This window comes from Morococcus cerebrosus (genome assembly GCF_022749515.1).
Lineage (GTDB): Bacteria > Pseudomonadota > Gammaproteobacteria > Burkholderiales > Neisseriaceae > Neisseria > Neisseria cerebrosa.
This window is the reverse complement of the sequence record NZ_CP094242.1, coordinates 2,174,835-2,186,429: the sequence shown is the minus strand read 5'-3', so window position 1 is coordinate 2,186,429 and position 11,595 is coordinate 2,174,835. Positions and strand designations below refer to the sequence as shown.

Annotated in this window: 9 protein-coding genes, 1 rRNA gene and 1 pseudogene; 6 read left to right on the top strand and 5 right to left on the bottom strand. The window is 48.1% G+C overall.

Annotation, left to right across the window (positions count from 1 at the left end; all coding sequences use genetic code 11):
* Nucleotides 1-43: 43 nt before the first annotated feature.
* Nucleotides 44-157: ribosomal RNA gene (rrf, locus tag MON37_RS10235) — 5S ribosomal RNA — on the top strand.
* Between the two features lie 104 nt (nucleotides 158-261).
* On the opposite strand, the pseudogene MON37_RS12540 reads toward rrf, so the two are convergent.
* Nucleotides 262-369: pseudogene (locus tag MON37_RS12540) on the bottom strand (IS5/IS1182 family transposase); the annotation flags it as partial.
* 235 nt (nucleotides 370-604) lie between these two features.
* Here MON37_RS12540 and MON37_RS10230 point away from each other — a divergent pair.
* From MON37_RS10230 to MON37_RS10220, 3 genes are all read left to right on the top strand, one after another.
* On the top strand, nucleotides 605-895 hold the full coding sequence (locus tag MON37_RS10230; RefSeq protein ID WP_039410811.1) for a ComEA family DNA-binding protein: 291 nt from the start codon (nucleotides 605-607) through the stop codon (nucleotides 893-895).
* Between the two features lie 173 nt (nucleotides 896-1,068).
* The gene (locus tag MON37_RS10225) at nucleotides 1,069-1,533 is read left to right on the top strand and encodes a type IV pilin protein (protein ID WP_039410813.1); all 465 of its coding nucleotides are present in this window, start codon (nucleotides 1,069-1,071) and stop codon (nucleotides 1,531-1,533) included.
* Nucleotides 1,534-1,682: 149 nt separating this feature from the next.
* On the top strand, nucleotides 1,683-2,702 hold the full coding sequence (locus MON37_RS10220) for an IS5 family transposase (protein WP_242883658.1): 1,020 nt from the start codon (nucleotides 1,683-1,685) through the stop codon (nucleotides 2,700-2,702).
* Here MON37_RS10220 and MON37_RS10215 read toward each other — a convergent pair.
* Together MON37_RS10215 and MON37_RS10210 are read right to left on the bottom strand one after the other, a co-directional pair.
* A complete protein-coding gene (locus tag MON37_RS10215) occupies nucleotides 2,673-3,638 on the bottom strand; it encodes an IS30 family transposase (protein ID WP_242883656.1) in 966 nt (321 codons plus the stop codon). The genes MON37_RS10220 and MON37_RS10215 overlap by 30 nt on opposite strands.
* 343 nt (nucleotides 3,639-3,981) lie before the next feature.
* Nucleotides 3,982-5,295 (bottom strand): NCS2 family permease, encoded by a 1,314-nt coding sequence (locus MON37_RS10210; protein ID WP_039409833.1) that lies wholly within the window; start codon nucleotides 5,293-5,295, stop codon nucleotides 3,982-3,984.
* Nucleotides 5,296-5,495: 200 nt separating this feature from the next.
* Between MON37_RS10210 and MON37_RS10205 the strand changes: the two genes are divergently transcribed.
* A complete protein-coding gene (locus MON37_RS10205; protein WP_242883654.1) occupies nucleotides 5,496-6,461 on the top strand; it encodes an IS30 family transposase in 966 nt (321 codons plus the stop codon).
* 150 nt (nucleotides 6,462-6,611) lie between these two features.
* Here MON37_RS10205 and MON37_RS10200 read toward each other — a convergent pair whose 3' ends face one another.
* The gene (locus MON37_RS10200) at nucleotides 6,612-8,843 is read right to left on the bottom strand and encodes a YadA-like family protein (protein WP_039410565.1); all 2,232 of its coding nucleotides are present in this window, start codon (nucleotides 8,841-8,843) and stop codon (nucleotides 6,612-6,614) included.
* 670 nt (nucleotides 8,844-9,513) lie between these two features.
* On the opposite strand from MON37_RS10200, the gene MON37_RS10195 reads away from it, so the two are divergent.
* Complete coding sequence (locus MON37_RS10195; RefSeq protein WP_039410561.1) at nucleotides 9,514-10,446, top strand: AEC family transporter; 933 nt, start codon at nucleotides 9,514-9,516, stop codon at nucleotides 10,444-10,446.
* Nucleotides 10,447-10,527: 81 nt separating this feature from the next.
* On the opposite strand, the gene MON37_RS10190 is transcribed toward MON37_RS10195, so the two are convergent.
* The gene (locus tag MON37_RS10190) at nucleotides 10,528-11,493 is read right to left on the bottom strand and encodes an IS30 family transposase (protein WP_242883652.1); all 966 of its coding nucleotides are present in this window, start codon (nucleotides 11,491-11,493) and stop codon (nucleotides 10,528-10,530) included.
* Nucleotides 11,494-11,595: the final 102 nt, after the last annotated feature.

The window sequence follows — 11,595 nt, the reverse complement described above, 5'->3', positions numbered from 1 at the left end:
CCGAATATATTGATTAAGGCTTTGCCGATTTGTACAGTTTAAGTTTGGCGGCCATAGCGAGTTGGTCCCACGCCTTCCCATCCCGAACAGGACCGTGAAACGACTCAGCGCCGATGATAGTGTGGTTCTTCCATGCGAAAGTAGGTCACTGCCAAACACCTATTCTAAGCCCCCGACAGATGTCGGGGGCTTTTACTTTGTATCGTTTCGGTTTGGCGAACATCATTACCCTGTATGGCGGCGGTGAGGTGGAGTGGGGTAATATAGTGGATTAACTTTAAACCAGTACGGCGTTGCCTCGCCTTGCCGTACTATCTGTACTGTCTGCGGCTTCGTCGCCTTGTCCTGATTTAAATTTAATCCACTATATTCCGGATGATCCGGTTGCAGAAGGATGGGCTTTATTGATGTGGGAGGAGGCCGCTCCGGAATTGAAGTAAGTTGGGGAATGTTGCAGAATAAATACATTTGGGGATAGTGAAGTTGGAAATATTTAAAATTGTTTGAGTTAAAATGATGAAAAGCATATGATAATAAAATATTTAGTGGTAACGCCTCCACGGCGATGCCGTCCATATTAACGAAATGATAGGAAAACGCCCTTATGAAAAAATTCCTCTTTGCCGCACTCTCCGTTCTGACCGCCTCGCTGTCGCTGGCCGCCGTCAACATCAATACCGCCTCCCCGTCCGAATTGGAAGCCCTGCCCGGCATCGGTCCGGCCAAAGCCAAAGCCATTGCGGACTACCGTCAGCAGCACGGTGCCTTTAAATCGGTTGAGGAGCTCAAAAACGTCAAAGGCATCGGCGAGGGTATCTTCTCCAAACTGAAGACCGAAGCAACCGTCGCTCCCGCACCTGCCAACCCAAAAGCTAAAAACACTATTCAAAAGTAAATTAACCGGAAGCATTAGGACAAGGAGTTTGAGATGTAGGCTTCTATTCTGCTCGGAAGAAAATATGGGCGGCTTTAGTTAGTCTGAAAGTAAGTGTTGTAAACCCAAAAGATCTTATTATGAAAGGATATATATTAAAATTGGGTGATGAAATTATTAATAGGTAATAAATGATGAATAAAGAAAATTGTAAAGGGTATTCTCTTACTCAATTAATCTTTGTAATTGCAATAATTGGGATTTTAACTTCAATAGCTTATCCAAGCTATCAAAAATATATTAGAGACTCTGAAATACGTCAGGCTCTGGCAGCGCTTGTTGAGAGTGCTCAGTTTATGGAACGATTTTATCAGCAGAATGGTAGTTTCAAGAAAACTTCTACAGCGTGGCCTGATTTGCCTAACTCTCGGAGTTTAGAAAACTTTTGTATTTATCCTCATGGGCTTGCAAGGGGCGCGTTAGATGGGAAATTTACTTTAAAGGCAGTTGCATTGGATAAAAATAAAGAACCTAGGGTAATAAAGATTAATGAATCTCTAACGACTTTTATTTGTGAGAGTACTGCTAGTTCTTGTGATGATGTTAAGAAAAACTATTTTTCTGGTGCAGATAAAAACTGTTCCGTATATCGGCTTTAAGAGGGTTTGTGCAGTTATTACTGAATGGTTTGTACATCTATTTAAACTAATATTAATTAAGTAGAGTCTGAGCCACTACTTATTATGAGACCTTTGCAAAATTCCCCAAAATCCCCTAAATTCCCACCAAGACATTTAGGGGATTTCCTATGAGCACCTTCTTCCAGCAAACCGCACAAGCCATGATCGCCAAACACATCGACCGCTTCCCATTATTGAAGTTGGATCAGGTGATTGATTGGCAACCGATCGAACAATACCTGAACCGTCAAAGAACCCGTTACCTTAGAGACCACCGCGGCCGTCCCGCCTATCCCCTGTTGTCCATGTTCAAAGCCGTCCTGCTCGGACAATGGCACAGCCTCTCCGATCCCGAACTCGAACACAGCCTCATCACCCGCATCGATTTCAACCTGTTTTGCCGTTTTGACGAACTGAGCATCCCCGATTACAGCACCTTATGCCGCTACCGTAACTGGCTGGCGCAAGACGACACCCTGTCCGAATTGCTGGAACTGATTAACTGCCAACTGGCCGAAAAAAACCTAAAAGTAGAGAAAGCATCCGCCGCCGTCATTGACGCCACCATTATTCAGACTGCCGGCAGCAAACAGCGTCAGGCCATAGAAGTCGACGAGGAAGGACAAGTCAGCGGCCAAACCACACCGAGTAAGGACAAAGATGCCCGTTGGACAAAGAAAAACGGCCTCTACAAACTCGGTTACAAACAACATACCCGTACCGATGAGGAAGGCTATATCGAGAAACTGCACATCACTCCTGCCAATACCCATGAGTGCAACCATCTGTCCCCTTTGTTGGAAGGCATTGCCGAAGGTACGACCGTCTATGCCGACAAAGGCTACGACAGCAAGGAAAACCGGCAACATCTGAAAGAGCATCAGTTGTTAGACGGCATTATGCGCAAAGCCCACCGCAACCGTCCGTTGACGGAAGCGCAAACGAAGCGCAACCGATATTTGTCGAAGACCCGTTATGTGGTCGAACAAAGCTTCGGTACGCTGCACCGTAAATTCCGCTACGCCCGGGCAGCCTATTTTGGTCTGTGTAAAGTGAGTGCGCAAAGCCATCTGAAGGCGATGTGTTTAAACCCTTGGATTCGGATTTCAAGTGCAACACTAGGGTACCAGTGGTTGGAACAGATTTAAGAATAAAACACTTGGCGTTTCGTAGCCAAGTGTTTTTCTCGGCCGGTGGTTCAACTCATCTTGAACCCTGCGTATCTCCCGATCGCTGATGTTTCGGAAATCGGTTTGTTTGGGGAAATATTGCCGGATGAGTCCATTGGTGTTCTCATTCAGCCCTTTCTCCCAAGAATGGTAAGGGCGGCAAAAATAGGTTTTCGCCTTCAAGGCTTTGGCTATTTTGGTGTGTTGGTAGAACTCTTTGCCGTTATCCATGGTGATGGTGTGGACTCTGGCTTTATATGCCTTTAATACCCTAATGGCCGCCCGGGCAGTGTCTTCGGCTTTTAAGTTCTTTAATTTGCAGATGATGGTGTAGCGGGTAGTGCGTTCGACCAAGGTCAATAACGCGCTTTTCTGATTTTTGCCGACGATGGTGTCGGCCTCCCAATCGCCGATGCGGGTTTTCTGGTCGACGATAGCAGGTCGGTTCTCTATGCCGACGCGGTTGGGCACTTTGCCTCTGGTCCATGTGCTGCCGTAGCGTTTGCGGTAGGGTTTGCTGCATATTCTGAGGTGTTGCCACAAAGTGCCGCCGTTGCTTTTGTCTTGGCGGAGGTAGCGGTAAACGGTGCTGTGATGGAGTGTGATCCCGTGGTGTTTATGCAGGTAGGCACATACTTGTTCGGGACTGAGTTTGCGGCGGATAAGGGTGTCGATGTGTTGAACCAGCTGCGAATCGAGCTTATAGGGTTTTCGCCGGTGCTGTTTGGTCAGCCGGTTTTGCCGTTGGGCTTTATCGGCGCTGTATTGCTGTCCTTGGATGCAGTGCCGCTTGATTTCTCGGCTGATGGTGCTTTTGTGGCGGTTGAGCTGTTTGGCGATTTCGGCGATGGTGCAGTGGCGGGACAGGTATTGGATATGGTATCGTTCGTCTTGGGTCAGTTGTGTGTAGCTCATGGCAATCTTTCTTGCAGGAAAGGCCGTATGCTACCGCATACTGGCCTTTTTCTGTTATGGAAAGTTGCACTTCAAATGCGAATCCGCCACCTGTTGAAAGCGGCTAACAGGCTAAGTGTGCCTGTTGCTGCCTAAAAGGCGGCCCGGATGCCTGATTATCGGGTATTCGGGGAGGATTAAGGGGATATTTGGGTAAAATCAGGAGCAATTAGGAGCGGAAATAGACGAAAACCTGTGTTTGGGTTTCGGCTGTCGGGGGAAGGGTTTTTTTGCAAAGGTCTCATTATATATAAAAGGTCGTCTGAAAACTTGTTTTCAGACGACCTTTCTGCAGATGGAGCAATTAGCCCCCTAAATACCAAAATTTCAACGCCCATAATACGGCAACTATCCACACCATAGGTGGTACGTCTTTCACGCGGTTGCACAAAAGTTTAATCACTGCATAGCTGATAAAGCCGAAGGCGATGCCGTCTGCAATCGAATAGGTAAACGGCATGAACACGATGGTCAGGAAAGCGGGGGCGGCTTCGGTCATGTCTTCCCAGTCAATTTCACGCGCGCTGCGCAGCATTTGCGCGCCGACGTAGAGCAGGGCAGGCGCGGTGGCGAAACCGGGAATGCTCTGCACCAGCGGTGAGAAAATCAGACACGCCAGCATCAATACGCCGACGGTTACGGCAGTCAGACCGGTGCGGCCGCCTGCGGCAACACCCGCCGCACTTTCGACATACGGCGTGGTTGAAGACGTACCCAGCGCGGCGCCGGCGACGATGGCGGTTGAGTCGGCGAACAGGGCGCGTTTCAGACGAGGCAGTTTGCCGTCTTCCAGCAGGCCTGCTCGGTGGGAAACGCCGACCAACGTGCCGGTGGAGTCAAACAAATCAACTAGGAAAAAGACGAAAATCACGCTGACCATGCTGAGGGTAAACAAGCCGTTGAAATCCATCTGCATGAAAGTCGGCGCGATGCTCGGAATTTCGCCGACCACGCCTTTAAACTCGCTCAAACCCAGCAGGGTGGAAATGGCGGTAATCGTCAGAATGGTCAGGATAATCGCCCCTTTGACGCGGAAATGCCCCAAAGCCACCACCATAGCGAAGCCTGCCAATACCAAAAGTGCAGCAGGTTGGTGGATGTCGCCCAGCTTCACCAAAGTCGCGTCGCTGGCGACGATGATGCCGGAACCTTTGAGCGCAATCAGCGACAGAAACAGCCCGATACCGGCGGCAATCGACATTTTCAACCCCATAGGCAGCGCGTTTACCAGCATTTCGCGCACTTTGAAAAAGCTGAATAAAATGAAAATGATGCCGGAAACGAATACCGCACCCAAAGCCACCTGCCAAGGCACGCCCATGCCTTTGACGACGGCGAAAGTAAAGTACGCGTTCAAACCCATGCCCGGTGCGAGCGCAATCGGATAGTTACCGACGAAGCCCATCACGAAGCAGCCGATGGCGGAAGCGATGCAGGTGGCGACGAATACCGCGCCCATGTCCATGCCTGTTTCGCCGAGAATCAGCGGATTGACGATGATGATGTAACACATGGCGAGGAAGGTGGTCAGACCTGCCATCAGCTCCGTGCGTACATTCGTGCCGTTTGCGCGTAAATTGAATATACGCTCCAGCACATTTTGATTTGAAGTAGTCATGATTTATGCTTTTCAAAAAAAAGGAAATTTGCGGGCGGTATTATACTGAAAACGCTTTGTTATCGGGTGAAAAATTGTCAACATTTCGGTTGAAATGGTTTGAGAAAAGGTCGGCGGATTCGCATTTGAAGTGCAACTTTCCATAACAGAAAAAGGCCAGTATGCGGTAGCATACGGCCTTTCCTGCAAGAAAGATTGCCATGGGCTACACACAACTGACCCAAGACGAACGATACCATATCCAATACCTGTCCCGCCACTGCACCATCGCCGAAATCGCCAAACAGCTCAACCGCCACAAAAGCACCATCAGCCGAGAAATCAAGCGGTACTGCATCCAAGGGCAGCAATACAGCGCCGATAAAGCCCAACGGCAAAGCCGGCTGACCAAACAGCACCGGCGAAAACCCTATAAACTCGATTCGCAGCTGATTCAACACATCGACACCCTTATCCGCCGCAAACTCAGTCCCGAACAAGTATGTGCCTACCTGCATAAACACCACGGGATCACACTCCATCACAGCACCGTTTACCGCTACCTCCGCCAAGACAAAAGCAACGGCGGCACTTTGTGGCAACATCTCAGAATATGCAGCAAACCCTACCGCAAACGCTACGGCAGCACATGGACCAGAGGCAAAGTGCCCGACCGCGTCGGCATAGAAAACCGACCTGCTATCGTCGACCAGAAAACCCGCATCGGCGATTGGGAGGCCGACACCATCGTCGGCAAAAATCAGAAAAGCGCGTTATTGACCTTGGTCGAACGCACTACCCGCTACACCATCATCTGCAAATTGAAGAACTTAAAAGCCGAAGACACTGCCCGGGCGGCCATTAGGGTATTAAAGGCATATAAAGCCAGAGTCCACACCATTACCATGGATAACGGCAAAGAGTTCTACCAACACACCAAAATAGCCAAAGCATTGAAGGCGGAAACCTATTTTTGTCGCCCTTACCATTCTTGGGAGAAAGGGCTGAATGAGAACACCAATGGACTCATCCGGCAATATTTCCCCAAACAAACCGATTTCCGAAACATCAGCGATCGGGAGATACGCAGGGTTCAAGATGAGTTGAACCACCGGCCGAGAAAAACACTTGGCTACGAAACGCCAAGTGTTTTATTCTTAAATCTGTTCCAACCACTGGTACCCTAGTGTTGCACTTGAAATCCGAATCCAAGGTCGTCTGAAAATCAGAGTTGGGTTTTCAGACGACCTTTGGGCATTTTTTCTTTCAAAGATTAAATGCATAAAAAACCCGCAGCCGAAGCTGCGGGTCAATTTAGGTCAGTTCTACGAAGAATATTACCATTCGTAGTTCAAACCTACGTTGTAAGATGCAGAGCCGCCTGAAGAGGTACCCACTGCAAGACCGGCTTTAGCTGCAAAGTTTTCATTGAAGCGATAACCTGCACCCACAGCAACTGCGGTATCAGATTTGAAACCACCCAAAGCAGCAGTAACATTGAATTTACCGACGCTGTAAGGTTGGAACAGGCCGCTGAGGGCTGCTTGTGCTGCCAGACCTTGGCGGGTCTCTTTACGCAGGTTCGCTACGTTTTTATCCAGGCTATCGATGCGTGCTGAGTTTTTAGCAATACCTGCAGCGTGTTGACCATTTGCAGTTTGCAATGCAGCAATATCGGTTTTGTTAGTATCGATTTGCTTAGTATTGGCTGCAATTTGTACCGCATTGGTATCGGCACTTTCTTGAGCTTTGGCAGCAGCGGTTTGTGCAGCTTTGGCGTGGCTGTCAGCAGTTTCGGCAGATTTTTGGGCAACTTCAACAGCACCTTTTGCCGCTTGAGCTGATTTTTGAGCTTCAACAGCTATTGTTCTTACGCTTTCTACAGCAGTCTTATCAGCTTTGGTCTCAATTGCTGCTTTGTTGGCATCGATATCTGTGCGGTGAGCCTTCAAAGCATCAGCTGCAGCCAAATCTGCTTTTTTCAAAGTAATGATGTCTTCATCCAAGCTGGCAATAGCATTGTTGAAGCCTTCGTTAGCTTCTTTTTGCTCTTCAAGTTTGGCAGTATTTTCAGCGATTGCCGCTTTATTGGCATCAATATCTTTACGGTTGGCTTCCAAAGCCTCAGTTGCTTTTAGACCTGCTTGTGCCAAGTCAACGATATCTTTATCGTGACGAGTGATGGCTGCGTTAGTTGCATCGCTCAGGGCAGTTACTTCATCACCGATGTCGTTAACTTTTTTGCCCATATTGTCAGTGTATTTTGCCAATTCTTCGAAGTCAGCTTTGTCGGCTTTAGTTTCAATTGCCGCTTTATTGGCATCAATTTCTTTACGATTGTCTTCTACAGCCTCTGCAGCAAGCTGCAAGCCCTTCGCCAAGTCAACGATGCCTTGTTTATTGGCATCAATATCTTTACGGTTGGCTTCCAAAGCCTCTGTTGCTTTCAGACCTGCTTGTGCCAAGTCAACGATGTCTTTATCGTGACGAGTAATAGCCGCGCTAGTTGCGTCGCTCAGGGCAGTTACTTCATCACCGATGTCGTTAACTTTTTTGCCCATATTGTCAGTGTATTTTGCCAATTCTTCGAAGTCAGCTTTGTCGGCTTTAGTTTCAATTGCCGCTTTATTGGCATCAATTTCTTTACGATTGTCTTCTACAGCTTCTGCAGCAAGCTGCAAGCCCTTCGCCAAGTCAACGATGCCTTGTTTATTGGCATCAATATCTTTACGGTTGGCTTCCAAAGCCTCAGTTGCTTTTAGACCTGCTTGTGCCAAGTCAATGATGTCTTTATCGTGACGAGTGATGGCTGCGTTAGTTGCATCGCTCAGGGCAGTTACTTCATCACCGATGTCGTTAACTTTTTTGCCCATGTCGGCAGTGTATTTTGCCAATTCTTCGAAGTCAGCTTTATCAGCTTTAGTTTCGATTGCTGTTTTGTTGGCATCAATGTCTTGGCGGTTAACTTCTAAAGCTTCCATCGCAGCTTTACCTGCCGAGGCAAGATCACCGATGTCTTTGTCCAAGCTGGCAATAGCATTGTTGAAGCCTTCGTTAGCTTCTTTTTGCTCTTCCAATGCTGCTTTATTGGCATTTACATCTGCGCTGATGGTATTAACGACTTCTGCAGTTTTCACCAATGCTTCGCTGTTTTCGTTGACGGTTTCAGTCAAGTCACCCAATGCTTCATCGTGTGCTGCGACAACTTCTTTCAAGCCCAGTCCTTTAAACTCATCGGCTTCAACATCTTCATTAGTGGCTTCGCGGACGGTTTTGTTGCCATTAGCATCAGTTGTGATGAAATTTGAACCAGATGCAAAACCATTAATGGTTTGTTCTAACTCTAAGGTTTTCAAAAGCAGGGCATCGCTATCTTTTTTGAAAGTCAGCTTACCGGTACCTTTATCATATGTTGTGCCTTCGCCGAAGACAGTAAAAAACGCTGCTTGACCTTGATCGTCTTTGCCGCCAACCGCTGCTGCAAAGTTTTGTTCAGCCGCTCCCGCTGCGCCGCTTGCTACGGCTGCTGTAACAGCCATGCTCAATACTTTTACATTGAATTTTTTCATGTTTTTTACCTTTGTATGGTGGGTGTAGGGACGTTGATGCTTTTCCGGCGGCTCCCCGTAAACTGTAAAAGGATTATGCCGTTTCGGGCTGGAACTTAATAATCGCCAAGAAAAGTTTCAATGCATATTGTAAAAGTACGAAATTAAAAATCAAGGCTTGTGTCATTTTTTATAGTGGGAACAGGGGCGCATAGGTCTGTATTCTTCGATTTTTTTGAAATGTATTTTGATGCAATAAATTGCAATAGAATAATAAGTATATGAAATATATGATATTTTAATTTGATTTTTGGGTTTTTTGATGGGTATTACCTTGTTTGGTAGAAAATATTTTAAATTTCTATTTTTATCAATTTGTGGGGAAAAAGCGACGAACGGTATTTTTATTTGACTATTAGGATGCATTTGGCATTTTACTACTACAAGTAAATGTTTTAATTTTTGTAAAGAATTTCTCTTGCGTATGAGGATGATGTACTTGTTGTCGGCAAGGTTCTGGTATTCTGGCATAAGGCTTAAATAGGTTTCAGACGACCCTTTTGCCTTTTATTTATAGGGGTCTGCATAGTGATGGCGATATAGCTTGGAAAACCGGGGCTTTATGGATAACGAAAGCTGCGATTTGCTATAAAATTCCTTTTCTATATTCAGATACGGATACGGATAAGCTATGGAAACCGCCCTGCTCCTCGCCGGCAAAATCACCGAGCTGACCCTGATCGTCCTGATGGGCATGGCGTTGGTGAAATTCAAGCTTCTGACCTCCGAACACAGCCGCACGCTCTCCGTCATCGCGCTCTACCTCATCAGCCCGTCGGTGATGATTCACGCTTTCCAAATCGAGAACACGCCCGACATCGTTGACGGGTTGAAACTCTCGGTCGCCTTGGCGGTCGAGTTCCACATCCTGCTGATCGCGCTGGGCAGGCTTTTCAAAATCCTGTTCAAGCTCGATACGCTCGAACACGCTGCCACGGTTTACACCAATTCCGGCAACCTCATCATCCCGCTGGTGATGTCCATTTTCGGACCGCAATGGGTGATTTACACCAGCGGCTTCATCATCGTCCAAATGTTCCTTTTCTGGACGCACTTGCGCCTGCTGCTTTGCGGGCGTGGCAATCTTGCGTGGAAAACCGTACTGACCAACATCAACATCCTTTCCATCTTTATCGGCGTGTTCATGTTTGCCTTCCAAATCAAACTGCCGCACATCATCGACAACACGCTCGCCACCGTCGGCAGCATGATAGGTCCGGTCGCCATGCTCGTTGCCGGAATGTTGATTGCCTCGCTGCCGCTTAAAGAAATCGTCCTCTCCAAACGGATTTACCTCGTTGCCTTCCTGCGTCTGATGCTTATCCCGCTGATTCTGCTGGTGTTTGTCAAAATTTCGGGCATCGCGCACCTCGGCGGGCACAGCGATACCGTCGTCCTTATCAGCTTCCTCGCCACCGTCAGCCCAGCCGCGTCCACTGTTACCCAAATGGCGATGGTTTATGGTCAGAACGCCCGTAAGGCCAGCGCAATTTACGGCATCACCACGCTGCTGTGCGTCATCACCATGCCGCTGATGATTGCGTTGTATCAAGCGATGGTTTAAAAGGGGAGGGCAAGGCAAGGTCGTCTGAAAGCCTGAATTCAGGCTTTCAGACGACCTTGGATTCGGATTTCAAGTGCAACACTAGGGTACCAGTGGTTGGAACAGATTTAAGAATAAAACACTTGGCGTTTCGTAGCCAAGTGTTTTTCTCGGCCGGTGGTTCAACTCATCTTGAACCCTGCGTATCTCCCGATCGCTGATGTTTCGGAAATCGGTTTGTTTGGGGAAATATTGCCGGATGAGTCCATTGGTGTTCTCATTCAGCCCTTTCTCCCAAGAATGGTAAGGGCGGCAAAAATAGGTTTTCGCCTTCAAGGCTTTGGCTATTTTGGTGTGTTGGTAGAACTCTTTGCCGTTATCCATGGTGATGGTGTGGACTCTGGCTTTATATGCCTTTAATACCCTAATGGCCGCCCGGGCAGTGTCTTCGGCTTTTAAGTTCTTTAATTTGCAGATGATGGTGTAGCGGGTAGTGCGTTCGACCAAGGTCAATAACGCGCTTTTCTGATTTTTGCCGACGATGGTGTCGGCCTCCCAATCGCCGATGCGGGTTTTCTGGTCGACGATAGCAGGTCGGTTTTCTATGCCGACGCGGTCGGGCACTTTGCCTCTGGTCCATGTGCTGCCGTAGCGTTTGCGGTAGGGTTTGCTGCATATTCTGAGGTGTTGCCACAAAGTGCCGCCGTTGCTTTTGTCTTGGCGGAGGTAGCGGTAAACGGTGCTGTGATGGAGTGTGATCCCGTGGTGTTTATGCAGGTAGGCACATACTTGTTCGGGACTGAGTTTGCGGCGGATAAGGGTGTCGATGTGTTGAACCAGCTGCGAATCGAGCTTATAGGGTTTTCGCCGGTGCTGTTTGGTCAGCCGGTTTTGCCGTTGGGCTTTATCGGCGCTGTATTGCTGTCCTTGGATGCAGTGCCGCTTGATTTCTCGGCTGATGGTGCTTTTGTGGCGGTTGAGCTGTTTGGCGATTTCGGCGATGGTGCAGTGGCGGGACAGGTATTGGATATGGTATCGTTCGTCTTGGGTCAGTTGTGTGTAGCTCATGGCAATCTTTCTTGCAGGAAAGGCCGTATGCTACCGCATACTGGCCTTTTTCTGTTATGGAAAGTTGCACTTCAAATGCGAATCCGCCGACCTTGCCTTTAA

Bases quoted from the DNA above. Each gene is read 5' to 3' on its own strand.
- MON37_RS10230 (WP_039410811.1), top strand. From the start codon at position 605: ATGAAAAAATTCCTCTTTGCCGCACTCTCCGTTCTGACCGCCTCGCTG.
- MON37_RS10225 (WP_039410813.1), top strand. From the start codon at position 1,069: ATGAATAAAGAAAATTGTAAAGGGTATTCTCTTACTCAATTAATCTTT.
- MON37_RS10220 (WP_242883658.1), top strand. From the start codon at position 1,683: ATGAGCACCTTCTTCCAGCAAACCGCACAAGCCATGATCGCCAAACAC.
- MON37_RS10215 (WP_242883656.1), bottom strand. From the start codon at position 3,638: ATGAGCTACACACAACTGACCCAAGACGAACGATACCATATCCAATAC.
- MON37_RS10210 (WP_039409833.1), bottom strand. From the start codon at position 5,295: ATGACTACTTCAAATCAAAATGTGCTGGAGCGTATATTCAATTTACGC.
- MON37_RS10205 (WP_242883654.1), top strand. From the start codon at position 5,496: ATGGGCTACACACAACTGACCCAAGACGAACGATACCATATCCAATAC.
- MON37_RS10200 (WP_039410565.1), bottom strand. From the start codon at position 8,843: ATGAAAAAATTCAATGTAAAAGTATTGAGCATGGCTGTTACAGCAGCC.
- MON37_RS10195 (WP_039410561.1), top strand. From the start codon at position 9,514: ATGGAAACCGCCCTGCTCCTCGCCGGCAAAATCACCGAGCTGACCCTG.
- MON37_RS10190 (WP_242883652.1), bottom strand. From the start codon at position 11,493: ATGAGCTACACACAACTGACCCAAGACGAACGATACCATATCCAATAC.